Below are 25027 nucleotides of genomic sequence, written 5' to 3'. Positions count from 1 at the left end.
CTGGGCCGGGGTCCGCTTCCGCGGAGTCACTGGTTGAAGGCCCTTGGCGTCAACGAGGAACACCAGAAGGTGTATACGGGCAGTGCGCAGGAAGTACAGAATGATATTAGCCATGACCATCTCAGAAATCCCGAGAGCTGGACCGTCGAAGGAATTCCGCGCCAGGTGCGAATCGCCATCGTGGATCCGGCTCCGGCTCAGGATCCTACGCTCCATCATTTCCCGAAGCCTGGGCAACAATTGCTCTCAAGCGACAGGTACCACGACGTTTTCCTGGCGACCCAGGACAAATTCTTCGACAACCAAGCCATGACTGAACAGCACAGCGTCTTCCGGAAGCTTTGGTCTCTCGTCACAGCATCGGAAGCGCACGGTGCAACAGATCAAACTACGATCATGTCCATGGTAGAGGGGGCACTGGCGGACGAACGTGTGTGGCCGAGCCTTCTGACGGACTACCCGAAGTTGGACCTTGCCCTTCGAAAGCTGTTCAGCGATTCGAACTACGCTAGGGTCAGATCACTCATCGGAGAATCTGGATTCGCGTTTTAGTTGCCACAACTTGACCCGCTTCTCATTTTTGGCATCGGTTCGCCGTGCCGGCGACTGACGGGACTCCCGCCTCGGGCCCTTCGGGGACCGCCCCTGAACCACTGGGGTACCACCCCGGTGCGAAACCACCGGGATCCCCGGTTTCGTGGGCACCGGTCCGGCCAGGTCACCCATACAGGAGAGGCTCCGTCATGTCCGTCAACCTTCCCGTGGTCTTCGTCCACGGACTCTGGCTGCACAGCTCCTCCTGGCAGCCGTGGGCCGATCTGTTCCGCGAGGAGGGCTACGAGCCGTCCGCGCCCGGGTGGCCCGGCGACCCGGACACGGTCGAGGAGGCGCGCCAGAACCCGGAGAGCATCGCCGGACACGGCATCGACGACGTCGTCGAGCACTACGCGGCTCTGATCGCGGACCTGCCCGTGCGCCCCATCGTGATCGGTCACTCCTTCGGCGGGATGATCGCGCAGAAGCTGCTCGGCCAGGACCGCGCGGCGGCGGCGGTCGCGATCGACGCCGCCCAGATCAAGGGCGTCCTGCCGCTACCGCTGTCCGCGCTGAAGGCGACGTTCCCCGTCTTCAAGAACCCGGCCAACAAGAACCGTTCGGTGTCCCTGACCGCGGAGCAGTTCCGGTTCGCGTTCGGCAACGCCATCTCGGAGGAGGAGTCGGCCGCCCTGTACGAGCGCTGGACCATCCCAGCGCCGGGCAAGCCGCTGTACGAGGCCGCCTCCGCCAACTTCAACCCGCACTCGCCTGCGAAGGTCAACACACAGAACAACGGCCGTGGCCCGCTGCTGCTCATCTCCGGCGGCAAGGACCACACGGTGCCGGAGACCGTCACCCGGGCCACCCTCAAGCAGTACCGGCACTCCGAGGCCGTCACCGACATCATCAACTTCCCCGACCGCGGGCACTCCCTGACGATCGACGGCGGCTGGCGCGAGGTCGCGGACACCGTTCTCGGCTGGCTGCGGCAGCAGGGGCTGGAGAGCGGGCGATGAGCGCCCCACGCTCGCAGGCGGCCGGAGCGTCCGGTGACGACGCGGGTCTGGCCGGGCGGACCGTCGTGGTCACCGGCGCCGGGCGCGGCATCGGGCTGGCCGTCGTCGAGGCATTCCTCGGGGCGGGTTCTCGTGTCGTGGCGGGGTCACGCAAGCGCACCGATGCCCTCGACGAGCTGGTCAAGCAGGGGGCCGAACTCACCGTCGTGGAGGTCGACCTGGCGACGCGAGAGGGTCCGGCGGCGCTGGTCGCCGAGGCCGTCGCGGTCCACGGCGGTGTCGATGTCCTGGTGAACAACGTCGGGGCGGTACGGCCGCGCGTGGACGGCTTCCTGGGGGTGACGGACGAGGACTGGGAGTGGACGTTGACGGTCAACTTCCTGGCCGCCGTCCGCGCCACCCGGGCAGCCCTGCCGCATCTGCTCGCGACCGGCGCGGGACGGATCGTCACCGTCTCCTCGGTCAACGCGCGGCTGCCGGACCCGCTGGTCATCGACTACGGCGCGGCGAAGGCGGCGCTGACCAACTTCTGCAAGGCCCTGTCCAAGGAGGTGGGGCCGCGCGGTGTGCGGGTGAACACCATCGGCCCCGGTCCGGTGGAGACGGCGCTGTGGCAGGGCGCCGGCGGTGTCGCCGACACGGTCGGCCGGTCCCAGGGCATCGACCCCCGGGAGGTGGCCCGCGGCGCGGCGCGCCAGTCGGTGACCGGCCGCTTCACCCGGCCGTCCGAGGTCGCCGATCTCGTGCTCTACCTCGCCGGTTCCCGGGCGGCGAACATCACCGGCGCCGACTTCGTCATCGACGGTGGCCTCGTCGAATCCCTCTGACCGGCCGACACGGCGCTGCGGTCGACGGCCTCACCGCTGCTCGCCTCCCCTCCGCGTCCCTTGGAGAGATCAAATGACCAACCTGCTGCTGCGCTTCCCGGGCGGCTCCCGATGACGTCGGGGACAGGAAGGACGAGCTGGTTCTTTCCGACCTTCGGCCAAGCGCCCGAGCGTGAACCCTTCTGGTTCCTGGGCGGCCAGGCCAGGATCCTGCTTCCCGGCGCCGCGACGGACAACCGGCTCTGCCTCATGGAGTTCGCCGACGCTGTCGGCCACGGGCCCCCGCACCACGTCCACGAGGACGAGGAGGAGGTCTGGTTCGTCCTCGACGGCGAGGTGACGTTCTTCGTCGGCGACCAGCGTCACGACCTGGTGGCCGGGCAGGTCGCCTACGGACCGCGCGGGGTCCCGCACAGCTATCTGGTGCGCTCGCCCGAAGGGGCGCGGATCGGGGTGCTGTTCAGCCCGGCCTGCGTCGAGGAGTTCTTCAGGGCCAACGGCACCCCGGTGGCCGAGGCCGGCGACCTGCCCCCGGAATTCGATCTGGCGACCGTCATGGCCTCCTCCGACGCCTTCCACTTACGCATCATCGGCGTCCCGCCGTCCCGGTGAGTCACACCGCCCCCGCAAGAGCGGACAGGCAGTCGAGCGCCACCGCACACACATCGAGACAGCCGCACACGCCCCCTCCTGAGACCCCGGCGAAGACTTCGGTCCGCGCCGGCCGATCCGCGAAAGGAACAACCATGCCCTTCCCGTCACAGCGACAGCGATGACCGGCTCCCGCGATCACGGTCCCTTGCCGGTACTGCTCCTCGCCCTGACCGTCGGGACCGGTCTGGTCGACGCCGTCAGCTATCTGGCGCTGGGCCATGTCTTCGTCGCGAACATGACCGGCAACGTCGTCTTCTTCGGCTTCGCGGTCGGCGGAGTCGGCGGAGCCGGCGGCATCTCCTGGAGCGCGGCGCTGCTGGCGCTGGGCTGCTTCGGGGCCGGCGCATTCATCGGCGGACGCTACGGCGGCGCCCGCAGGATCCACCGCGGCCGGCTGCTGGCCTTCACATGCGGGGCCCAGTGCGTGCTGGTCGCCGTGTCAGCCGCTCTGGCCGCCTTCGCCGATCCGGCCCGGCGCGGCACACAGCTGGCCATGATCGCGCTGCTGGCCGTCCCGATGGGCGCGCAGAACGCTGTGGTCCGCCGGCTGGCGGTCCCCGACCTCACCACGACGGTTCTCACTCTGACAGTTGCGGGCCTGTTCGCGGATCGGACCCCGAACGAGGTACGGCTGCGGCGTGTCGCGTCGATTCTGTCGATGCTGGCAGGGGCGCTGGCCGGCGGTCTGATGCTGCGTCACGGCCAGCTCGCGGCTCCGCTGTGGGCCGCCGCGGCCGTCCTCGCGGTGTGCGCGGTGACGACTGACCGCCTGCGCCGGCGCGACACGGCTGAGAGCTGGGGCTGATCCGGCCTTCCATCGTCCCGCCAACACGTCCATGGCCGGTCCCGCCGGCCGGTGGTTCCCGCTCCGCCGGCACCCGGACCCCGCACTCCCTCCACCCCACCCACTCCGGCGCCGTCACAGCGCAAGACCGCCCAGCCAGCGAAAGGGAACCGACATGCCCTACATCACCGTCGGCCAGGAGAACTCCACCGACATCAAGCTGTACTACGAGGACCACGGGAGCGGTCAGCCCGTCGTGCTGATCCACGGCTATCCGCTGGACGGCCACTCCTGGGAGAAGCAGCTTCCGGCTCTGCTCGACACGGGCCATCGGGTCATCACCTACGACCGGCGCGGCTTCGGCCGGTCGTCGCAGCCGACCACCGGTTACGACTACGACACCTTCGCCGCCGATCTCAACACGCTGCTGTCCGAACTGGATCTCACCGACGCGGTACTGGTCGGGTTCTCCATGGGCACCGGCGAAGTCGGCCGCTATCTGGGTTCCTACGGGTCGCAGCGCGTCGCCAAGGCCGCCTTCCTGGCCTCCCTCGAACCCTTCCTGCTCAAGACCGACGACAATCCGAACGGCGTCGACCGGTCCGTCTTCGACGGCATCCTGGAGGCGGTCACCAAGGACCGCTACGCCTACTTCACCGGCTTCTACGACGCGTTCTACAACCTCGACGAGACGCTCGGCGTCCGGATCAGCGAGGAGGCCGTGCGAGCCAGTTGGAACGTGGCGGCCGGTGCCTCGGCGCACGCATCGGTGGCATGCGTGCCCACCTGGATCACGGACTTCCGCACCGACGTCACCAAGATCGACGTACCGACGTTGATCCTGCACGGAACGGCCGACCGGATCCTGCCGATCGACTCCACCGGTCGGCGCTTCCACGCGCTGCTGCCCTCGGCCGAGTACGTCGAGATCGAGGGCGGCCCGCACGGTCTGCTGTGGACGCACGCCGACGAGGTCAACGCGGCGCTGCTGGCTTTCCTGAGCAAGTAGCCGCACAGATCGGCCACGCCCCGAAGGACGGTCGTGACTCGGTGCGGGCCCCTACGGCTCCCCCGTCGGCGGCCTGCACCGAGACCGGACCACCGGCGCTCGGCCAGGTCACGGCAGCTGTGCCGGCCCCGGGCCACGGGCCGGCGCAGCCGTCTCCCCGGCCCCCGCGCGGCTCCACCCCTTCAGCCAAGGACCACTCCATGACCAGCGGAATCATCGGAGCCAGAGCCGACGCAACCGCTCCGGCCACCCGCGCGGAAGCCCCTCACCAGCATCGGGCCGCACCCGGCGGGCACCTCCTGCCCGTCCTGGCGGCCGATCACGCCAAGCCATTGCTCGCCTACGTCGAACGCATATTGAACGACCGCCACATGGCGGAGGACATCGTGCAGGAGACCCTGATACGCGCCTGGCACCGCTCCGAGCAGCTCCTTGCCGACGACGGCTCGTTGCGCGGCTGGCTGCTCACCGTGGCCCGCCACCTGGCGATCGACCGCATCCGCAGCGCCTACTCTCGCCACGAGTCGCCGGGCGCGGAACACCGAGGGGTTCTCCAGGGCGACCACGCCGACGCGGTGGCCATGTCGGTCGACGCCGTGGCCCTGCTGCGTCATCTCTCGCAGGAGCACCAAGAAGTCCTGGTGCACACCTACCTGCACGACAGGACCGTGCAGGAGACCGCCCGGATCCTGGGCATCCCCGCGGGCACCGTCAAGTCCCGGCAGCACTACGCCCTGCGCCGGCTCCGCTCACGTATGACGTCCGAGTCGGCGGCCGAGGCGACAGCGGCCCGAGGCGACATCCGCTCACCCTTCCGACCCGGCCCGCCATTGGCTCGGCGAGGTGCCGTACGCCACCCGGAACGCCCGGCTGAAATGGGCGGCGTCCGTGAAGCCCCAACGGCGAGCCACCGCGGCGACGGTAGGGGTGACCGGGGAGCGGCGGGACAGGTCACTGCGGCATGCGTCCAGCCGGCGTAGCTGGATCCAGCGGGCGGCCGTGGTGGACTCGTTCTCGAAGAGCTTGTGGAGGTAGCGGACCGATATCCGGTGTTCGCGGGCGATGGAGGCGAGGGACAGATCGGGGTCGGCGAGATGACGGTCGATGAATGCCTTGATGCGCAGCAGGAGGGCGAGGCCGCCCCCGGGGGTGTCCAGGGTGTCGCGGCCCAGTCGCTCGGCGAGAAGCGCTCCGACGAGGTCCACGGCATTGGCCGCCAGCGCGTCGCCCGCCGCGGCGGCGAGGTCGGGAGCATGGTCGGCCAGGCCCCGCAGGAACGGCAGGATCACCCGGCCAAGCCCGTCGTCCTGGTGCAGTGCGGTCGCCGTCACCCGCTGGAGTTCCCCCTCGGACTGCGGGAGCAGGGCGCGGGGCACCAGCAGCACCTGCATCCGGAAGCGGTGCGGGAAACGTAGGGTGTAGGGCCGTGTCGTGTCGTACAACGCCACGTCGTCCGGGTTCAGTTCGGCGCTCCGACCGTCCTGGTCCACGTGCGCGTGGCCGCTGCGCTGCAGGCCCACATACACGAAGGCGGAACTGTCCCGGGCGATCAGCTGCGGCGTGCGGTCGACCCGGCCGCGATCGCAGTCGACGGTGGTCGCCTGGAGCGGACCGAGCAGGTCGGTACTGATCCGACCGCTGAAGGGCTCGTCCTCGGGGAGGGTGATCCGCAGCGGCACGAAGGTGCGGAAGACCTCCTCCTGCCAGTGCTCCAGACGCACGCTGCCGGGATTCGACCGCACCGAGAACACAACGCTCATGCCAGCTTCCCCAGGCTCCACGACGCGGGCATCGACAGGCGACGCCCAACGCCCGGACGTCCGCAGACCCCCGACGCCCGCCCTGAAGTCCGGTTCCCGTGACGTGCGAACGCCTGCCTTTCGGTCAGGCCGCCAGGGCGAGTGCACGATGCGCAAAGCATCGGTGCGCGGAGAGCAAACGTGCCCCCCGCCCCGCTTCCTAGGGTGCGTTGTGTCGCAGTTCGACAAGCGGGACCCGATCCGGGAGAGTCGCGGATGCCATCGTACGTCGCGTCGCACGAGCTGGTACGCGGGCCGGTGGTTCGGGCGTTCACCCGCACCGCCTCGCCCGTCGAACCGAACGTGCTCGGTGGCCGCAGAGCCGTCGAGCGGGGGCAGTCCGGCCGGATCGCCTTGGCGGAGACCGACGAGGAGTGGGTGACGGTCCCGGGCGGCACGCCCGACCGGCTGGTTCGTGAGCCGGCGGTGGGTGCCGATGCGATGTGGTGGTCTTCCCCGAGTACACGCGCCCGCGCGGGCTCGACGGTGGCCGGATGGCCGTCGTGGGGGACTCGGCGGGAGGAAGTCCGACGGCGGCATCGACGCTGCCGGCCAAGGAACGCGGCGACGTCCACTTCGCACGCGGCCTGCGACAGCGGTTCCTGCACCCGGTTCGCCTCCGGATACCACCTGCACCGCGACACCATGCGGTGGTGCCGGGAGCAGTACGTACCCGACGCGGAGGAGCGTACGCTCAGCACCGTCTGGCCGCTGTGTGCCCGGCTCGGCCAGTTGGCCGGACTGCCGCCGGGCCTCGTCATCACCGCCGAGGCGGACGTGGTGCGTGACGAGGGCGAAGCGTATGCGGCCAGGCTCCGGGCCGCAGGTGTCCCGGTCACGGCTGTCCGGTGCCTCGGAGTCGTCCATGACTTCGCCGTGTTCGACGCCCTGCGCGGCTGCCAGGCCGCGGGTGCGCCGTCGCCCTGGCCTGCGAGCCCTGCACGACGCGCTGCCGGCGACTTTCCCCTCCTAGACCCTGCGCAGGCCTTGCCCCGATGGACCACACCTCGCTGTAGGAGCCAGACGTGCCCACCTCACCCGTCCCCGTCCCTGGATCACGCATACGAAGACGTCTGTCCGGCCGGCAGGGCTGGGTGGAACTGCTTCGAGAGGCCGGTCTCCTCGACGACGGTGACGGCTGCCTGTCCCTCGGAGCCCGCCTGCGCCTGAGCTGGTCGCATCACTCGGAACACAACGAAAGGGAGGCCCATGGTGTGGTCCGGCATGGGTCATGAGTCCGGGCCGCCGATGATCGGCCGCGTCCCCGAGTGTGAGGCGATCGGCAGGCTGCTCGAGTCGGTCCGGGACGGCTTCGGCGGGGTCCTGGTACTCAACGGCGACGCGGGGGTCGGCAAGTCCCGGCTTCTGGAGTACGCGGCCGAGTCCGCCCAGGACCTGACAGTCGTCAGGCTGGTCGGTGTGGAGGCCGAGACACGGCTGGGCTACGGGGCTCTGCACCGGCTCCTGCGGCCCCACCTCGGCCGGCTCTCCGCTCTGCCGCAGCGGCAACGTGATGCCCTGAACGCCGCGTTCGGGCTGACCGACGCTTCGCCGTCCGACCGCCATCTGGTCGGACTGGCCGCGTTAACGCTTCTCTCGGACGCGGCCGCTGTGACGCCGATGCTCTGTCTGGTCGATGACGTGCAGTGGCTGGACCGCGAGTCGGCGGAGACCTTGGCGTTCGTGGGCCGGCGTCTGTACGCGGACTGCCTGGGGCTCGTGTTCGCCGGACGGGACGGCAGCAGTGACCTCGACGTCTTCGGCGCTCTGCCCGCACTCCGGCTGGAGGGCCTCCCGGACGTCGAGGCCAGGGCGCTGCTGAGTGCCGGTGTGACCGGGCACCTGGACCAGGCGGTCGCCGAGCGGCTCGTCGCCGGCACCGGGGGCAACCCGCTCGCGCTCCTCGAACTCGCGGTGAACCTGGGTTCGGAACAACTGGCCGGAGTCACGGCGCTGCCTGAGCCGCTGCCGGTGAACCGGCAGCTGGAAGAGCACTTCCGTCAGGCGGCGGCCCTGCTGCCCGCAGACACGCAGACCCTGCTGCTGCTCATGGCCGCGACGCCGACGGACGACCAGGCCGCGCTGTGGCGCGCCGCCGGCTCCCTGGGGTTGTCGGCACGGTCGGCCATGCCCGCGGTCGATGCCGGGATACTGATACGCGGGACCACCGTCGCATTCCGCCACCCGCTGATCCGGTCGGCGGTCCACTCGGCCGCGTCCACCGAGGAGCGACGGCGTGTCCAGGCGGCGCTGGCCGCCACGAGCGCCCCCGAACGCCGGGCCTGGCACCGGGCCGAGGCGACCGACGGTCCGGACGACACCGTGGCGGCGGAACTCGAAGCCGCCTCCGAGCTGGCCCAGGCACGTGGCGGATACTCCGAACAGGCTCTCGTCCTCACCCGGGCGGCGGAGATGACCGTACATCCGGGCAAGCGGGCCGAGCGGTACCTCCACGCGGCGGCGGCCCACCTCACCTCCGGCAATCTGGCGGAGGTCCAAACGCTGGTCGAACTCGCCGCTCCGGACCTGACGGGACCGCAAGCCCGGGTTCACGCGACACGACTGCGGGCGTCCGTCGAGATGATCCGCTCCCGCCCGCGCAAGGTGCCCGCGATGCTGCTGGAGGCGGTGGCCGACCTTCGCACCACCGATCCGATGGCGAGCTGGGACCTGCTGCGCGAGGCGGTGCCGGCCGCGATCATCGGTGGCCGGATGATCACGGGGACGACACCCCACGAGGTCGCCAAGGCCGCCGCGGATGCCTGGCGCGAAAGCGAGTTGCCGGCCTGGAGCCCCGATCCGCTCATGGCGGCACTGGCTCGCTCCATCGCCTACGGCTACGCCGAGGGAGCCCCGGCCCTGGCCGCGGCCCTCGCCCGGCTGCGCGACGCCGACGAGCTCCAGGAGCAGGACGCGTTCAGCGTCATGGTCAGTATCGCGGGCGACGAACTGTGGGACATCGAGGCCAAGCGAGAGCTCCTGGAGAAGCTGGTGGCGGCGGGCCGTTGCCGCGGAGCGCTCTACGGGCTCAGCCTGGCGCTGCTCGCGCTCGCCAAGGTGGAGATCTGGGACGGCCGGTTCGCCGCCGCCGAGAGCTGTTACAACGAGTCGGACGACTACATGTCCGCGACCGGATACTTCAGGTCGGGAGACTTCCACAAGATCCTGCTCTACGCCTGGACCGGTCGGGAAGCCGAACTGCGGGCGGCGGCGGCCACGATGCGCGCCATGTCCGAGGACCTGGGGACCGGAGTGACGTACCGGTGGGCCGGCCAGGCCCTGAGCATCTTCGAGATCGGCAGCGGGCGGTACCAGGAGGCACTCGACGCCCAGCGCGACATCTTCGACGATCACCCAGTGGTCCTCGGCGACATCAATCTCGCCGGAATGGTCGAGGCCGGACTGCGGGCCGGTGACCGGAAGGCGGCCACCATGGCCATGCAGCGCATGGAGGAGCGCGCCCCGCTCGCCGGGACACCGTGGGCGTTGGGGCTGCTCGCACGCTGCCGGGCCCTGATGAGCGACGACGACGAAGCCGAGCAACTGTACAAGGAATCGATCTCGCACCTCGAGAAGGTCCCGGTGGCCGTGGATCTGGCATGGTCACGCCTGCTGTTCGGCGAGTGGCTGCGCCGCCGCAAGCGCCGTGCCGATGCCCGGGTCCAACTGCGGGCCGCGTACGAGTCCTTCGAGTCGTGGGGAGCCGCGCCCTTCGCCGAACGGGCAAGAGTGGAACTGCAGGCCACCGGGGAGACGGCACGCAGACGCTCGGCCGACACCCAGCTCGACCTCACCCCGCAGGAACGTCATGTGGCGACGCTGGCCGCGTCGGGCCTGACCAACGCGGAGATCGCCTCCCGGTTGTTCGTCACCACCTCGACTGTCGAGTTCCATCTGAGCCGGGTGTTCCGCAAGCTCGGCATCACGTCGCGCAAGCAGATCGAGAACAAGCTGGGCAGAACCGGCTCCGGCGATGGGGCACCGGCCGAGCGGTGACGGGCTAGAGGGCGATCTCCTCGGACCGGGGCGGCTCCCCGGTGCGAGTGAAACGTCGGCCGCTGTGGAATGTGACGGATCGGCACCACCGGTTCCGGTGGGCAACACGAGTACCAGGAGGCGGCGATGACAAGATCCGGGGCACAGGGGATGACGGATCACGCCGGCATCCCGCTCATCCACGGACGGCCGCGGGTCAACGGAGTCGATCTTCACTATGCAACGGGCGGCAGCGGCGATGTGGTCGTCCTGATCCATGGCGTGCCGAAGACCATGTTCTTCTGGCGCCACGTCGTCCCGCTGCTCACACCGCACCACACGGTCGTGGCGGTGGACCTGCGGGGCTTCGGCGGTTCCGGGCGTCCGGCCACCGGCTACGACACGCGGACCCTGGCCGCCGACATCGCCGCTCTCATGGCAGCGCTGGGACACGACCGATACCGGGTGGTGGGTGAGGACTGGGGCGCGGCGGTCGCCTACGCCGTGGCGGCCTTCCACCGCCCGCAAGTCGTCCAACTCGTCTTCCAGGAAACGAGACTGCCCGGCCTCCCGGTCCCTGACCTCGGACCGCTCGCCGCCGAGGACCCCCGCACCGGCTGGCACCGCTCCTTCTTCGGCCTGCCGCACTACCCCGAACTGCTGATGGCCGGCCGGGAGCGTGCCTTCTGGACGTACTTTATGCGGCGGATCATGTGGGACCCGAGTGCGTACACGGATGCCGACGAGGACGAATACACCCGAGGTCTCGAGGAACCGGGCGGCAACCACGCGGTGTTCGAGCTGTACCGGGCGACCGAGATCGACGCCGCCCAGAACCGGCCCGAGTTCGCCGTCCCGCTGGAATGCCCGGTGCTGGCCGTCGGGGGCCGCGCCTACCTCGCCGCGGAGCCCGGGGAGCAGATGGCTCAGGTCGCGGCGAAGGTCACACCTGTGGTGATCGAGCAGGCGGGGCACAACATCCCGTTGGAGGCGCCCGACGAACTCGCACGCTGCTACCTCGACTTCTTCGCGACCGCCGAAGACTGAGGGCTGGGACCGCAGCTCGCGATGCGGCCCCAGTCCCCCGGCGGCCGGCCGTGGAGGGCGGGTGTCCACGGCCGGCCATATGCCTCGGGGATCAGGGCTTGTTGAGGAGGTCCTCGATGAGGTCGGTCATGTGGTCGGGCCGCTCCTTCCGGATCCAGTGGCCGGAGTTCGGGATCACGGCGCCGGTGACATGGGAGGCCGAGCCTGCGGAACCCGGAAGGCCGTCCCGTTCTGGTGTCAGGGCTTCCAGGTACGCAGGAAGGACGCGACGCGGGCGGCCGTGCAGCGCGGGTTGTTCAGCTCGTGGGCCAGTGCGGTGAGCTGCTCGCGTGTGGGGTTCACCGGGATGTTGCTGGCTTCCAGATACATGACGGCCACAGCACAGGCGATGGTGAGATTCGAGCGCTCCAGCCAGCGGCAGCGGCCCAGACTGTGCACCAGGGCGGCAGCGCGGGCGTAGGGGCCGTCGTAGACCGCGGCGTCAAGGATTTCGCCGCGGTGACGGGCGACCGCAGCGATGGGCACGCCGTAGTCGTCGGGGGCCGGGTCACGGTGCCCGGCCCGTTCCGCCACCTCGAGGATCCAGGACTCGTCGACGTGCAGGATCACGCGGCGGCGCCCGGCCGCGGGTCGGCGTACGGGGCGTCGAGCTGCTGCTCCAGATCGTCGAGGAATCCGCCGTGCTCGTCGATGAGCCGCTGCGCGGCGGCCATGCCGGCGGCGCGGGCACCGGTGGTGTCCTCGACGATGAGCCGCTCCACGTACTTGTTGAAGTCCAGCCGGCGGGCAGCGGCAGCGGCCTTGCCGGCCGCGAGGACGCCCTCTTCCAGCCGGACCTGTGTCTGCTTCTTCACGGAAGTCACCCCTCCAGGGTAGCAGGGTGGTAGCAGGCGCGGGAGGTGCAAGCCAGAACCGGCGCCGGTTCCTGCTCGACCCTGGTGGATCAGCCGGTTTCTGCCGTACGTGGACCGGCGGCCCCCGCCCACGCCCGCGTCCGGTCTCGCCGATCAGACGCCCTCAGGGCAGGAAGAGGTGCCCGATCGGACAGTGGAAACCCCGTTTGACGGGACACATGCCCCGCGTCCCGCGCCTGCGGCGAACGGCCTGAGGAACACCGGGGGCAAAGGCATGAGAGCCTGACCCGGCCGCGCACGACATCGAAGTCGCCACTGGCTCTTGCGGCCCTGCCATCGAATGTCGAACCCCTGCCTCGACCACCACTTCCTGGCGTGCTGCAGCACGGCCGCAGACGCCCGCGGCTGACGCCCGTTCCGTCTGATCATCCGTAGGCCGGACCTGAATGCCCGACACACTCTCGCCCCCGCCCTCGCACCGATGTGGTGCGTACGAAAGTTGACAGCCCCCCAATGAAAGGCAGCTCGATGGCTCTTGCACTGCTCAAACGTTGGCGACCGAAGAACGTCGGCGGTGCATCGGCGGATCTCTCCATGCCGCTCCCGCCCGGTGCCGGCGGCATCTTGCGCGAGGTCGTGGATCCGATGGGATCGCCCATTGCGGCCGCGGACGTCGCCGTCACCGCCCTCGACACACATCGCGTGGTGGCCCGCGGCACGACCGACCCCTACGGTTTCTTCATCGCCGCACTGTCACCCGGCCGGTACAGTCTCCTGGTCTCCGTGGACGGACTGCAACCTCATGGCGAGACGTTCGAGGTGGCCGCAGGGGCGGTGGTCGACGGACGCGTCTGGCTGCACCCGGCTGAGACCCTTCAACTGCCGACGCCGGGCACCTGGCTCTTCGATCCACCCCACACGGCCATCCGCTTCATCGCCAAGCATGTCGGCATGGGCCACGTCCACGGCCGGTTCGAACGCTTCGAGGGCGGGATCCGGATCGCTCCCGACATGACGCAGTCCAGCGTGCAGGTCCGCATCGACGCCTCGAGCATCAACACCGGCAACAACACGCGGGACAACCATTTGCGGTCCGCGGACTTCCTGTACGTCGATGAATTTCCGTTCATCGACTTCACGAGCACGCGATTCTCCTACCGCGGCGGAAGCAGATGGGTCCTCCAGGGTTCGCTGACGATGCACGGCGTGAGCCGCTCGATATCCCTGGAGACGACCTATCTCGGCACCGTCAACGGCGGCTACGGCCAGGAACTGCGCTGCGCCGCGCTGGCAAAGGGAGAACTGCACCGCGAGGACTACACCCTGAACTGGCGGTCGATGCTGGCCCGCGGCATCGCGGTGGTCGGACCCACGGTGCAACTCGAACTGGACATCCAGGCCATGCACCACAACCACGACACCCCGACGCCACCCGAGTAGCCCCCCCCCGAGCGGCCTCGAAACGAGAAGTGAGGGATCCTCCGACTCGTTCCACACTCGGCGCATTGGCTCCGGCCCCTGGCTGAGGCCGGAGCCAACGCGACTCCCGCTCGCGGACACCGGATGTCACGGGTCTCGACGGCGAGTTCGGCGTCGTACGGCCGTGTCAGGACTTACGAGGCCTCGCTGCGTCGCCACGAGCCGGATCACGCCGGTGCGGGTATCCGAACCTGCGGGCTGGACAACGGTATTGACGGGGCGAGCGGCGATGGACGCGCCGTCGCGGGCCCCCGGCCGTCCGAAATCGGAGTGCGTGTGCCCTGTGCCGAGCGCGGAGGCGCGCGAACGGCAAAGCGCCAACGCCGCACGCAAAGGACCGGAACCGGTGGGTGAGCGCCGGCCCTCACCCCTCAGCGTGTCTTCGGTACGGTTCCGTCCGCCATCTCGTCTGTCCTTCGCGGCGACGAGAGCGCTCCGATCGAAGCACGGGACGTGGCCACGGGCGCCGCGAGTGCGGGGAGTCGTCGGGGCCGTGGCGGTGTGTTTCCCGCGTTCAAGGTTCGTGCAGGCGGTCCGCGTACCCGCCTCGGCAGCCCTAGCCACCTTGCCGGTTCCCTTCTTTCTCGCTGCCGCCACGCGGCCCTCTCGGACGATGTGTCGGGTTCGAACGGGCACCCCACCCTTCCCGGGTCCCGCATGTGCCGTCCTCGACGCCGGCCTCTCGGTCGCCTGGACCGGAGGCTCCCCTGCGCCGGCAGAGGGTTCCGAGTGGCGCGGGCAAGCCGCGATCAGGAGGCTCTACAGGCCGTCCTCCGACATCCCGTGCACTACCGGAACAGTGCCCAGCCGCCCCTTTCGGAAGTCCTCGACCGCCTGCTCCAGCTCGTCGCGGGTGTTCATCACGAACGGCCCGTAGTGGGCCATGGGTTCATGAATCGGCCGGCCGCCGAGCAGGAGAACCTCGAGGTCCGGCGCGTTGGAGTCCTGTTTCTCGTCGGCGCGGACGGTCAGCGCGGATCCGGTCCCGAAAACCGCCGTCTGGCCGGTGTGAACGGGGCGGCGGTCCAGGCCCACGGCTCCGTGTCCACCGAGGACGTAGACGAGGCCGTTGAAGTCCTGGCGCCATGGAAGCGCCATCTCGGCGCCGGGGCGCAGCGTGGCATGAACCATGGTGATGGGTGTGTGCGTGATGCCCGGGCCCTGGTGGCCGTCTAGCTCGCCTGCGATGACCCGCAGGAGGGCGCCGCCGTCCGGAGTGCTGAGCAGTCGGATTGTGCCGCCCCTGATGTCCTGATAGCGCGGAGCCATCATCTTGTCCTTGGCGGGCAGGTTCACCCACAGCTGGATGCCGTGGAAGAGGCCCCCGGACATGACGAGCGACTCCGGCGGGGCCTCGATGTGCAGAAGGCCCGAACCGGCCGTCATCCACTGGGTGTCACCGTTGGTGATCGTGCCCCCGCCCCCGTGGGTGTCTTGGTGGTCGAAGATCCCGTCGATGATGTAGGTCACTGTCTCGAAGCCACGGTGCGGATGCCAGGGGGTGCCTTTCGCCTCTCCCGGCGCGTACTCCACCTCACCCATCTGGTCCATCAAGATGAACGGGTCGAGGCGTTCGTAGTCGATTCCCGCGAACGCGCGGCGCACCGGGAAACCTTCGCCTTCGAAGCCGCTCGGTGCGGTCGTGACTGCGCGCACCGCACGTTCTCCGGCATCGGCCGGGACAGTCACACGGGGCAGGTTCAGCAGGTTCTCGACAGTCACCGCAGGCATGTCGGCACCTCCTCGAACTATGGGTTCAATTCAGAACTATAGTTAAATTCTGGACAAATTAGAACCTCCTTGGGCCAAAGCTACCGCCGTCACCGGGCACGTCGGGGCTGGCGCATACTGCTGTACCGCCAGGTCGCGCTACGCGTAGGCTCCGCATGCGGCGCTGACGGGCCAGGACCCGTATCGGAATCTCCTCGGCCCCACGCGAGCCCGGGGTCGTCGGTAGGCGAAGAGCGCCTTACCAACTAGATCTCGTGGTCCGCCGGGGCGCTCGACGACGTACCGCCGGACGGCTGCGGCGAGCACCACAGGCACCCAGTAAAGCCGTTCCGGCCGCGGCCCGAGTCCCGGCCGGCTCCCGGCCGCGCGGTCCTGGCATGCCACGGACGGCTGCTCTTCCGGTCTCGCGACGCCGGCGCGAGAGCGGGCGCGAATCCGCCCGCCCGTCCAACCGCTCCCGTACCCGTGCCTCCAGTCATGCACGCGGTGCTCCGTTCACGCGACTCCTGGTGACGGTTTCAAGCAGTCTGCTTCCCTCCCACCGCATGATCCCTGACCTTGGAAACCAGGAGGAGCCCGCGGCCGGCGACGGCGGGCGCGACGTCACGGCAGCCGGGGCAGGTTGTCGGGGTCGAGGCGGGCGCGTTCGAGGACGTCGTCGCCGTTCTGGCGGACATACGCGACAAGAGTGGTCGCCTTGGCCTTCACACCCAGCCGACGTGCCAGGTTCTCCGCCCAACGCGTCATCGTGCTCCCTGGGCATCGGTGGTGCCGGGCGAGGGCGTTGAGGGTCATTCCCGGGTTGCTGAGGATGCTGCCGATCAGCTGCTTGTCGCGCTCGGTCAGTTCAGCCGAGGCGGCAGGGGGGAGTTCGGGAAGAGCGTTGGCGTCGAGACCGGCGCGTCTGAGGACGTCCTCGGTGTTCTGGCGGACGTGGACGACGACTTCGGTCGCGGCACCGAGCACGCCCAGCTTGATCCCCATACTGCTGACCCAATGCCTCAAGGAGACGGTGGGGTGACCATAGAGCCTGGCGAGGGCGGTGAGGTCAGCTCCTGAATGAGTGAGAATGCTGCCGATCAGCTGTTGGTCCCGTTCGTTGAACAGTTGGGTGGAAGCTTCGCCGGGATCGAGTCCTGCGGCGTCCCTACCAGTGAAACCGAGGGCGACCGCGTCCAAGTTCGCGCGGATGTGCTGAAGGATCTGTTTCGGAGTTCCGTTCCGCAGACCCAGCCGTGATCTGCGCTTTTCCAAAACCTTGACGAGTCGGCTGAGTGAGAGCCCCATGGCCCGCGCGATCTCGGACGCGGACGCTTCGGAGGACGCCTCGCGGATCGCCGCGAGCAGGCGTTCGTCGACCTCTGCGCTCTTGGGCCTTTCAGCGGGCAAAGGGGAGTGAAGTGCGCGGAGCAGGGGTTCGGAAGCCTTGCCCGTGCGGTCTCGGGAGGGCTGCGTGCACCGCTCCGAGGCGGTATCTCGCCGGTCGAGTCCGAACGCGTCGCAGGCTTCGGCGTCATGGATCTCGGCGTCGAGGAGCGGCTGATCGACAAGCGCGGGTTGGAGGTCTCGGGCCGTGGGGTCAGCGACTTCGGCGGCAGGGCGGGTGGGGATGCGGAGGTGGTGACGCAGGCAGGGTGGAACGTCAAAGGACCAAGTGGCGTCGGCGGCTGCGCGGGCCATAGGCGTGCGGTGGCTTCCCGTGGTGTCGGAGATGCTGACAGCGGCGCTGTCCCAGTCGCCATCCACCCTGTCCAGGCGAGTGCGGCGCGCGAATCCTGCGGCGTCGGAGAGGGCTTGCGCAGCCGTAGCGGCCGGCAGTTCGGGCGTGCCGGACCGCACTGCGATGACGTAGGGCCGCAGATCCCGAAGGACAAGACCCCCTCCGCGCATCGCCTGCAGCACAGCACCAGCGGCTCCGCCATGTCCTCGAGCGCTCAGGGACCGGGCCAGACAGACCCGCTCCAGAGCGTCAGACAGGCCCTCCGGCGCAACAGACACGCCGTCGAAAACCTCGCCCGCTTCACGACACGCCTCCATCCACTCCCCCCGCGCCGCCAGGACCAGCCACATGCACTCCCCCGCCACGTCGGCCGCGCCCTCCTCGCAACCGTGCTCGAACGCCGGCTCGCTCACAACCACCCACCGCTTCTTCCTCATCTGAACCTGTTTGGACCTCCGGACCAGCCGCTATCAACAGGCCAATTTGGGTCAGCGTCCAGCGCACACCCAACCCCCTTCCTCCCTCGCACACCTCGCCGGGTTTTCGACTTACATAACTGTTTGGGAGGAAATATTCCTGAAATCATGCCCTTAGCAATGGCGAAGATCGCCCTTCGGGGCAAAAAATGTCTCGTCTAAAATCCGCCAACAGTGCAAACCGCACCAGCCAAAGACCAATCACTCGGCCACCGCCGATTCGGCGAGTAGGCGCCAGGCCGGCAACGCGGCAAGCGCGGCTTCGACACTCCGCTACCGGCCGCATGAAACCCACCGCGCTCAAGCCGCCGTCTGCGCGGTTCGGCATCTGCTGGCCGTCGACCAGCGCGCCGATTCGAGGTGGTCTCAGGCGACAAGTCCCAGGATGCGGGCGATGCCGGCAAAGGCCGGGACGTGAATGGCTTTGTGTTCGTAGCGGCGGCGCAGACCCCGAAAGCAAGCAAGGCGAGTCATGAGGCGCTCAAATGGTCCAGCGGTACGACCGACCCGCTGGCTTGAAACCGTTTCCTTCCAGGCGATCCGTGGTGGCCCATGTCGCTGTGGGGGCAGGTGAGCACCGCTGCTCCGTCCTTGAACGGGGGCCAGGTGGTGTAGGTGGGCGACGGTCCGAACCGGGAGACGGAGGCTGCCGCCGCGCTGGACACACGCATCGCACGGATGGTGGCCGCGGATTCCCCAGGCAGCGGTCGCGGTCAGGGCCACGGTCGGGAGGCTGACCGGGGCAGGGGCGGAACGCGACAGCCTCCGGCCGGACCTGCACGTCCTCATCGCAGGCCCCAATACCTCTGGGGTCACCCAGTTCCTGATGGCCCCCGATGGGCGCATCCCGCTGGGGTAGAGCCCCGATGCGAACGCCGCTCACCAGGTGCTGTCCTGACGTCGTCGACGATCACGGCTCCGTGCCTGGAAGCGCGGCCCCGTCGGCAACTGTCCAGAGGGGGGACCATGACATCCATGCCGGTAGCCGGCATCCGGGCCGGCGCTCCGGAAAAGCCCGCGGATCTTGTCCTGCGCAATGCGAAGATCTTCACCGGCGATCCGAAGCACCCGGCCGCTACCGCGCTCGCCGTCCAGAACGGTTCGTTGACCGTCGTCGGCGGGGACCGGGAGGTCGCTCCACTGGTCGGACCGCGGACCCGGGTGATCGACGCACTGGGACACCGCGTCGTCCCGGGCCTGAACGACTCACACAACCATGTCATCCGCGGCGGGCTGCATTTCGTGCTCGAACTCCGGTGGGACGGCGTGCGGACTCTGCACCAAGGCCTGTCGATGGTGCGGGAACAGGCAGCACGGACCCCGCCCGGCCAGTGGCTGCGGGTGGCAGGCGGCTGGAGCGTCGAATCGCTTGCGGAGCACCGCATGCCGACGCCTGCGGAATTGAACGCCGTCGCGCCCGACACCCCGGTCGTCGTCACCCACCTCTATCAGGCCGCGATCCTCAACCGTGCCGCGCTGCGGGCCGCAGGGATCACCCGTGATTCTCCCGACCCCGTGGGCGGCCAGATCGTCCGCGGCCATGACGGCGAACCCACCGGGGTGCTCCTCGCCGCGCCGGGCGCACTGCTGCTCTACTCGACCCTGGCCAAGGCCCCCGTCCTGGAGCCCGAACACCAAAAGAGCTCCACCCGGCAGTTCCTCCTGGAGCTGAACCGGTTCGGGTTGACGTCACTGATCGACGCCGCCGGCGGATTCCAGGACTTCCCGTCCGGCTACCGCGCGGTCACCGACCTCCATGCGGCGGGCGAGCTGACCGTGCGGATCGCCTACCACCTGTTCCCACAGACCCTCGGCCAGGAGATCGACGACCTGCGCCGCTGGATCGGCATAGTGCGACCCGACGACGGCGACGAGTGGCTTCGGCTCAACGGCGCCGGGGAGAACCTGACATGGGCCGCGGCGGACTTCGAGAACTTCGCCCAGCCTCGCCCTGAACTGGGCCCGTACGAGGTCGAGTTCGAGAAGGCGGTCCGGCTCCTGATGGAGAGCGGCTGGGGATTCCGGTTGCACGCCACGTACGACGAGACCGTCCGCCGTGACCTCGGCGTATTCGAGAGGCTGGCTTCCGACGGGCTCTTCCCCGGTGGGAACCGCTGGCTGTTCGACCATGTCGAGTTGGTGTCGGAGAAGAGCCTGGACCGGATCGCGGCGCTCGGCGGGGCGATCGGCGTGCAGCACCGCCTGGCGTATCAGGGCACCACCTTCCGTGACCGCTACGGTTCCCTGGCCGCGGCGGCGGCACCTCCGCTGGGCGCCATGCGCAGCCGCGGTCTGCACATCGCCGCCGGGTCCGACGCCACCCGGGTCTCGACATACAACCCGTGGGTCGCCCTGTATTGGCTGGTGTCCGGGTGCAATGTCGCCGGCGTGCCGCTGCGGTCGAGGAGCAACCGCATGGACCGCGCCGAGGCCCTCACCGCGTACACCGCCGGTGGTGCCCGGCTCACCGGCGAACAGGACGTCAAGGGCATCCTCTGCCCTGGTTACTACGCCGACTTCGCCGTACTGAGCGACGACTATTTCGAGATCCCCGAAGAGCGGATCCCCGAGATCGAGGCACTGCTCACGGTGGTGGGCGGCCGGGTCGTCCACGCGGCCGGCTTCTTCGAGGGCCTGGCGCCGCCCGTCCCGTCCGTCCGGCCCGAATGGAGTCCGGTCGCGCACTTCGGCGGCTATCAGGCGGGGCACGGTCCCGGTCGCTCCGGACTGCGCCAGGCCGAAGGCGTCCGGGACGCCGCCACCGAATCCGCCGAACACCTCCTATGGCGGCAGCGGACCGGCCGGGCCGCCGACGGTCACCCCCGCTCCGACACTTTCGGCCCCTGCCACCACTGACCACCTCTGTCATCTCACCTCTCGAATCGAAAGGCACCCAGATCCTCATGTCTCGCGAACTCCGCTCCCCGACCGACCGCCGCCGATTCCTCAAGGGCGCAGCCGGCGCCCTGGCCGTCCCCGCCACCGCCGGCCTCATCGGCACCCTCGCCCAGCCCGCCCACGCCTCTGACACGGGCCTGCCGGACTTCGACCCCATCCCCACCACCTCGACCGGACCCACCCCCAACGCGGACGGCTACCACGTCGGCCGGATCGCCGGAAACCTCTACTGGGTCACCGACTCCTACTACCAGGCCATGTTCCTCACCACCACGCGTGGAGTCGTCCTCGTCGACGCCCCACCCACCATCGGACACAACCTGCTCCGCGCCATCGACGACGTCACCCGCACCAACGGCCGGCCCAGCAAGGTCACCCACCTCGTCTACTCCCACTCCCACGCCGACCACATCGGCGCCGCCGGCCTCTTCGGACACGACGTCATCCGCATCGCCCACACCGAAACAGCCCGACTCCTGGCCCGCGTCGCCGACCCCAACCGGCCCCTGCCGACCCTCACCTTCCGCGACACCCACCGGCTCAAGGCCGGCGGTGAAGTCCTCGACCTGGCCTACCACGGCCCCAACCACTCCCCCGACAACATCTTCATCCACGCCCCCGAGTACGACACCCTCATGCTCGTCGACGTCCTCTACCCCGGCTGGGTCCCCTTCAAGAACCTCGCCGTCTCCCAGGACATCCCCGACTGGATCAAAGCCCAGCACATCGCCATGGACTACCCCTGGCACACCTTCGTCGGCGGCCACCTCGGACGCCTCGGAACCCGCGCCGACGGCACCCTCCAGATCCAGTACATGGACGATCTGGATGCCAGTACCCGGTCCGCGATCGCCACCGTCGACCCCACCCCCTACTTCGACAAGTACGGCGCGCAGGGCAACTCCTGGGCCATCTTCAAAACCTTCCTCGACGCCGTCGCCGACACCGCCGCCACCCCCGTCGCCACCAAATACGCCGGCATCCTCGCCGCCGCCGACGTCTTCACCAAAGACAACGCCTGGGCCCTCCTCGAATCCCTCCGCATCGACACCGGCATCCTCGGACCCTTCGGCGTCCGACCCTGAACCACTGGGGTACCACCCCGGTGCGAAACCACCGGAATTCCCGACTCCGTAAGCACATGACGGATCAGCGCACCCCGTACGAGAAGGGCGTGCGGCCGCTGGGTACGCCGTGGCGGCCTTGCACCGCCCGCGCGTCGCCCACCGGAGTCACGGGCAAGCAGGGCGACCTGAGCCGCTGCTCCCCAGGCTCCGGTGGGCAAGCGGGCCAAACATCCCGTGGCGGCGTCCACCGAACACGGACGCCGCCAACTCGATTTCTTCGCGATGGCGAAAGAACGACGGTTCAATGGGTCGGCGGCCGGTGGCGCTTCGCGGCGAGATTCTCCACGAACCGGTGACCGCTTGAATTTCCTGCACATCCGCTCCGACTCTGGCGTATTTGATTCACCGCCCCCAGGGCTGCGGAAACTACGAGACAGCAGTTTCCGGAATCAAAGGATGCCCCGTTGTGCACAGAATTCTGCGGGCCCCAGGTCCCGGTCGACGCCAGTCCCGGCGATGGAGCTCCTGACTGGATCTGGGAGCCTGGATCCACGCAGGTCAACGGGCGAGCCGGCATCGGCGCTCCGACCTCCGGCGGCGGAATGCGAGATCAGCGGGCGGTTCTGTCCATAGAGGCAGACGATCTACCCGATCGGACAGAATCCATCTGGTCCCGCGAGGGTGCAGTCAGTCGATTAGTAACATCCGACTGAACAATCCACAGTACCTCTACGCGCATTGACAGGCGATAAAGCCGTTCGTAATGTTGAAAAGTAAACCGCTTGTCGCCGAGTGTCCATACGCGCGCGAACTCGCACCGTGAGCTGAAGACCTCAACTCATCTGTCGGCGAGACTTATTGCATCAGCACACAAGCGGTACGCAAGAAAATGGCCGCAGCCCGGCCCTCCACCGCCTTGCCCGAACACGCGGGTGAAGCGGAACGGAACGCCCCTTGGAGAACAGTGCATGAACCGCAAGACTTTGGTGCTGTCAGCAGTGGTCGGCCTGCTCGCGCCGGCTGTCACCGCGTGCGGCGGATCTGACAACGGGAGCGCAGGTGACAGCGTCGTCGTGGGCACCACCGACAGGTTCACCGCGACGAAAGAGGCCCCGGCTCCCTTCGACCCGGCCTACACGTACGACACCAATTCCTGGAACATGCTGCGTCAGACGGTTCAAACACTGATGATCCAGCCCAAGGGCGAGGGATCCCCGGTGCCCGAGGCGGCCGAGAGTTGCGGCTTCAGCGACCATGGCGACGAACGCTACGTCTGCACGCTGCGCAAGGACCTGCAGTTCGCGGACGGCGACCGGATAACAGCCGCCACCGTGAAGAGCTCCATCGAGCGGTCCCTGCGCATCAACGCCGACACCGGCGTCGCCGCGCTGCTGAACACGATCGACACGATCGAGACCCGGGGCGACCGTGAGATCGTCTTCCACCTCAAGACGGCCGACGCCACTTTCCCCTACAAGCTGACGACGCCAGTCGCGGGCATCGTCAACCCCAAGGACTACGAGGGATACAAGCTGCGCAACGGCTTCTCGATCGACGGCTCGGGTCCGTACACCTTCAAGGCCGATGTGAAGAACGACGCCTTGACGACCGCCACCTTCACCAAGAACCCCCTGTACAAGGGCAGTTTGAAGGTGAACAACGACAAGGTCGTGATGCGCGTCTTTGACAACAGCAAGGCCATGGGTGCCGCCATCGACAAGGGGGATATCGATGTCATGATCCACGCCATGACGCCGGCACAGATCAACAAGCTCGGCGCGGGCGCCGACCCGAACGTCGACCTCGTCGAGATGTCGGGCCTGGAGATTCGCTACCTGGGATTCAACACCGACGCACCGATTGTCAAAACCAAGGCCGTGCGGCAGGCCATGGCCCAGATCGTCGACCGCGGCGAACTGGTCTTCAAGGTCTACGGCACCCAGGCCGAACCCCTGTATTCACTGGTCCCCGCCGGCCTCACCGGGCACTCCAACTCGTTCTTCAACAAATACGGCGATCCCAGTACCGCCAAGGCGAAGCAACTGCTCGCAGACGCAGGCGTCGCCACTCCGGTGAAGCTGACGATGCACTACACCATCGACCACTACGGATCGGCCTCCCAGCAGGAGTTCGAGGTCCTGCGCAAGCAGCTCAATGCCAGCGGCCTCTTCGACGTCACCATCCAAGGCACTCCGTGGGCGGCTTTCAGCACCGTCGAGCGGAAGGGGAAGTACAGCGTCTACGGCATGGGATGGTTCCCCGACTTCCCCGATGCGGACAATTTCGTCGCGCCGTTCCTCGACAAGGACAACTTCCTCAACTCGCCCTACTCGAACAAGACCATCCAGCAGACATTGATTCCCGAGACCAGGCGTGAGCAGAACCGTATCGACGCAGCGCAGACCATGACCAAGATCCAGGACACGGTCGCCGAGGACGTGCCCGTCCTACCTCTGTGGCAGGGCAAGCAGTACGTGGCAGCCCGAGACGACGTCACGGGGGTCGCCTACTCCATCAACTCGTCTTCGGTGCTCCAGCTGTGGGAACTCGGCCGCGGGTGAGCGGCTGATCACGCGTCACGCGAAGGCAGTGTTGCGGTGCCGGGCAGGAGATCCACCCGTGAGAGGGCGCGAGCGGATGCCGTTCCCAGAGGAATGTCATCCGGCGCGCTCATCGGCCCGGCACCGGCGGAAAGGGCGAGCGGCGAGCTGGGGCCCGGGCGGGTCGATCATCCAGTGCCTCGACGAACTCTTCCCAGTCCATTTTGCCGACGGAGATGTTGCTCTCGATCGGCCACAGCACCTCGCCCACGACGCGCAGCTCGTCATCGCCCTCCTCCGATGCTTCGTCAGGCGCATCGTCCGGCACGGTGAGCGTGGGCATCGCCGGCGCGGTGCGGGCGGCCCGGTCGGCCACGCTCGGCAGAGATCCCCGGCCGGGACCAAGGAAACCGCCTCCACGGTGGTCAGGCCGCTGTGGGCGGGATCGTCGGCGACGCGGACGAAAGCACGGAAGCCCTCCTCTTTCACCGCAGGGCGGCTTCGGCGCGTTTCGTGCACGCCGGGCGGTGGCCCCTGCGCAAACCCATCCGGCAGCAGCGCCCGGCTCCTGCTCGCGGAGAGTCCCGCCCGGAGGGCAGGGAGTCGTCGCCCGG

The 25027-nt window shown here is 68.6% G+C and carries 19 protein-coding genes and 2 pseudogenes; 14 read left to right on the top strand and 7 right to left on the bottom strand.

What is annotated here, in order from left to right; translation table 11 throughout:
* The first annotated feature begins 33 nt into the window (after window positions 1-33).
* The 7 genes and pseudogenes from ACZ7OO_RS36365 to ACZ7OO_RS36335 all read left to right on the top strand — a co-directional run.
* Complete coding sequence (locus ACZ7OO_RS36365) at window positions 34-552, top strand: hypothetical protein (RefSeq protein ID WP_471511622.1); 519 nt, start codon at window positions 34-36, stop codon at window positions 550-552.
* Between the two features lie 191 nt (window positions 553-743).
* The gene (locus tag ACZ7OO_RS36360) at window positions 744-1553 is read left to right on the top strand and encodes an alpha/beta hydrolase (protein WP_471511620.1); all 810 of its coding nucleotides are present in this window, start codon (window positions 744-746) and stop codon (window positions 1551-1553) included.
* Window positions 1550-2380, top strand: a complete 831-nt coding sequence (locus ACZ7OO_RS36355) for an SDR family NAD(P)-dependent oxidoreductase (RefSeq protein ID WP_471511618.1) — start codon at window positions 1550-1552, stop codon at window positions 2378-2380. Before ACZ7OO_RS36360 ends, ACZ7OO_RS36355 begins: the two co-directional genes overlap by 4 nt.
* Window positions 2381-2491: 111 nt before the next feature.
* Window positions 2492-2992 (top strand): cupin domain-containing protein, encoded by a 501-nt coding sequence (locus ACZ7OO_RS36350; RefSeq protein ID WP_471511616.1) that lies wholly within the window; start codon window positions 2492-2494, stop codon window positions 2990-2992.
* 160 nt (window positions 2993-3152) lie between these two features.
* On the top strand, window positions 3153-3839 hold the full coding sequence (locus ACZ7OO_RS36345) for a YoaK family protein (protein WP_471511614.1): 687 nt from the start codon (window positions 3153-3155) through the stop codon (window positions 3837-3839).
* Between the two features lie 154 nt (window positions 3840-3993).
* Entirely contained in the window at window positions 3994-4827 is an 834-nt protein-coding gene (locus ACZ7OO_RS36340; RefSeq protein ID WP_471511612.1) for an alpha/beta fold hydrolase, read from the top strand.
* Window positions 4828-5027: 200 nt separating this feature from the next.
* Window positions 5028-5525: pseudogene (locus ACZ7OO_RS36335) on the top strand (sigma-70 family RNA polymerase sigma factor); the annotation flags it as partial.
* Window positions 5526-5633: 108 nt separating this feature from the next.
* On the opposite strand, the gene ACZ7OO_RS36330 reads toward ACZ7OO_RS36335, so the two are convergent.
* On the bottom strand, window positions 5634-6587 hold the full coding sequence (locus ACZ7OO_RS36330) for an AraC-like ligand-binding domain-containing protein (protein ID WP_471511610.1): 954 nt from the start codon (window positions 6585-6587) through the stop codon (window positions 5634-5636).
* Window positions 6588-6842: 255 nt separating this feature from the next.
* Here ACZ7OO_RS36330 and ACZ7OO_RS36325 point away from each other — a divergent pair.
* Window positions 6843-7442: pseudogene (locus ACZ7OO_RS36325) on the top strand (alpha/beta hydrolase fold domain-containing protein); the annotation flags it as partial.
* A 239-nt stretch (window positions 7443-7681) separates the two neighbouring features.
* Here the strand turns inward: ACZ7OO_RS36325 and ACZ7OO_RS36320 are convergent.
* Window positions 7682-7807 (bottom strand): hypothetical protein, encoded by a 126-nt coding sequence (locus tag ACZ7OO_RS36320; protein WP_471511638.1) that lies wholly within the window; start codon window positions 7805-7807, stop codon window positions 7682-7684.
* Between the two features lie 43 nt (window positions 7808-7850).
* Between ACZ7OO_RS36320 and ACZ7OO_RS36315 the strand changes: the two genes are divergently transcribed.
* The gene (locus ACZ7OO_RS36315) at window positions 7851-10622 is read left to right on the top strand and encodes a helix-turn-helix transcriptional regulator (protein ID WP_471511608.1); all 2772 of its coding nucleotides are present in this window, start codon (window positions 7851-7853) and stop codon (window positions 10620-10622) included.
* A gap of 126 nt (window positions 10623-10748) precedes the next feature.
* Window positions 10749-11648 carry an alpha/beta fold hydrolase gene (locus tag ACZ7OO_RS36310; protein ID WP_471511606.1) on the top strand — a complete coding sequence of 300 codons (900 nt, stop codon included), beginning with the start codon at window positions 10749-10751 and terminating at the stop codon, window positions 11646-11648.
* A gap of 237 nt (window positions 11649-11885) precedes the next feature.
* Here the strand turns inward: ACZ7OO_RS36310 and ACZ7OO_RS36305 are convergent, their stop codons facing one another.
* Both ACZ7OO_RS36305 and ACZ7OO_RS36300 read right to left on the bottom strand, forming a co-directional pair.
* Complete coding sequence (locus tag ACZ7OO_RS36305; RefSeq protein WP_471511604.1) at window positions 11886-12257, bottom strand: fic family toxin-antitoxin system, toxin component; 372 nt, start codon at window positions 12255-12257, stop codon at window positions 11886-11888.
* The gene (locus tag ACZ7OO_RS36300; protein ID WP_471511602.1) at window positions 12254-12511 is read right to left on the bottom strand and encodes a hypothetical protein; all 258 of its coding nucleotides are present in this window, start codon (window positions 12509-12511) and stop codon (window positions 12254-12256) included. Before ACZ7OO_RS36300 ends, ACZ7OO_RS36305 begins: the two co-directional genes overlap by 4 nt.
* Window positions 12512-13030: 519 nt before the next feature.
* Here ACZ7OO_RS36300 and ACZ7OO_RS36295 point away from each other — a divergent pair.
* The gene (locus ACZ7OO_RS36295) at window positions 13031-13942 is read left to right on the top strand and encodes a YceI family protein (RefSeq protein ID WP_471511600.1); all 912 of its coding nucleotides are present in this window, start codon (window positions 13031-13033) and stop codon (window positions 13940-13942) included.
* Between the two features lie 798 nt (window positions 13943-14740).
* Here ACZ7OO_RS36295 and ACZ7OO_RS36290 read toward each other — a convergent pair.
* Window positions 14741-15712 (bottom strand): pirin family protein, encoded by a 972-nt coding sequence (locus ACZ7OO_RS36290; protein ID WP_471511598.1) that lies wholly within the window; start codon window positions 15710-15712, stop codon window positions 14741-14743.
* A 603-nt stretch (window positions 15713-16315) separates the two neighbouring features.
* A complete protein-coding gene (locus tag ACZ7OO_RS36285; RefSeq protein ID WP_471511596.1) occupies window positions 16316-17869 on the bottom strand; it encodes a hypothetical protein in 1554 nt (517 codons plus the stop codon).
* 1005 nt (window positions 17870-18874) lie between these two features.
* Between ACZ7OO_RS36285 and ACZ7OO_RS36280 the strand changes: the two genes are divergently transcribed.
* From ACZ7OO_RS36280 to ACZ7OO_RS36270, 3 genes are all read left to right on the top strand, one after another.
* Entirely contained in the window at window positions 18875-20764 is a 1890-nt protein-coding gene (locus ACZ7OO_RS36280; RefSeq protein ID WP_471511594.1) for an amidohydrolase, read from the top strand.
* A gap of 47 nt (window positions 20765-20811) precedes the next feature.
* Window positions 20812-21891 (top strand): MBL fold metallo-hydrolase, encoded by a 1080-nt coding sequence (locus ACZ7OO_RS36275; RefSeq protein ID WP_471511592.1) that lies wholly within the window; start codon window positions 20812-20814, stop codon window positions 21889-21891.
* A gap of 950 nt (window positions 21892-22841) precedes the next feature.
* Window positions 22842-24434, top strand: coding sequence for an ABC transporter substrate-binding protein (locus tag ACZ7OO_RS36270; RefSeq protein WP_471511636.1), 1593 nt, complete (start codon window positions 22842-22844; stop codon window positions 24432-24434).
* Between the two features lie 109 nt (window positions 24435-24543).
* On the opposite strand, the gene ACZ7OO_RS36265 is transcribed toward ACZ7OO_RS36270, so the two are convergent.
* Window positions 24544-24789, bottom strand: a complete 246-nt coding sequence (locus ACZ7OO_RS36265) for a DUF6924 domain-containing protein (protein WP_471511590.1) — start codon at window positions 24787-24789, stop codon at window positions 24544-24546.
* Between the last annotated feature and the right edge of the window lie 238 nt (window positions 24790-25027).

The organism is Streptomyces sp. NPDC111744 (assembly GCF_055634995.1).
This window is presented reverse-complemented; position numbering and strand designations above follow the sequence as displayed.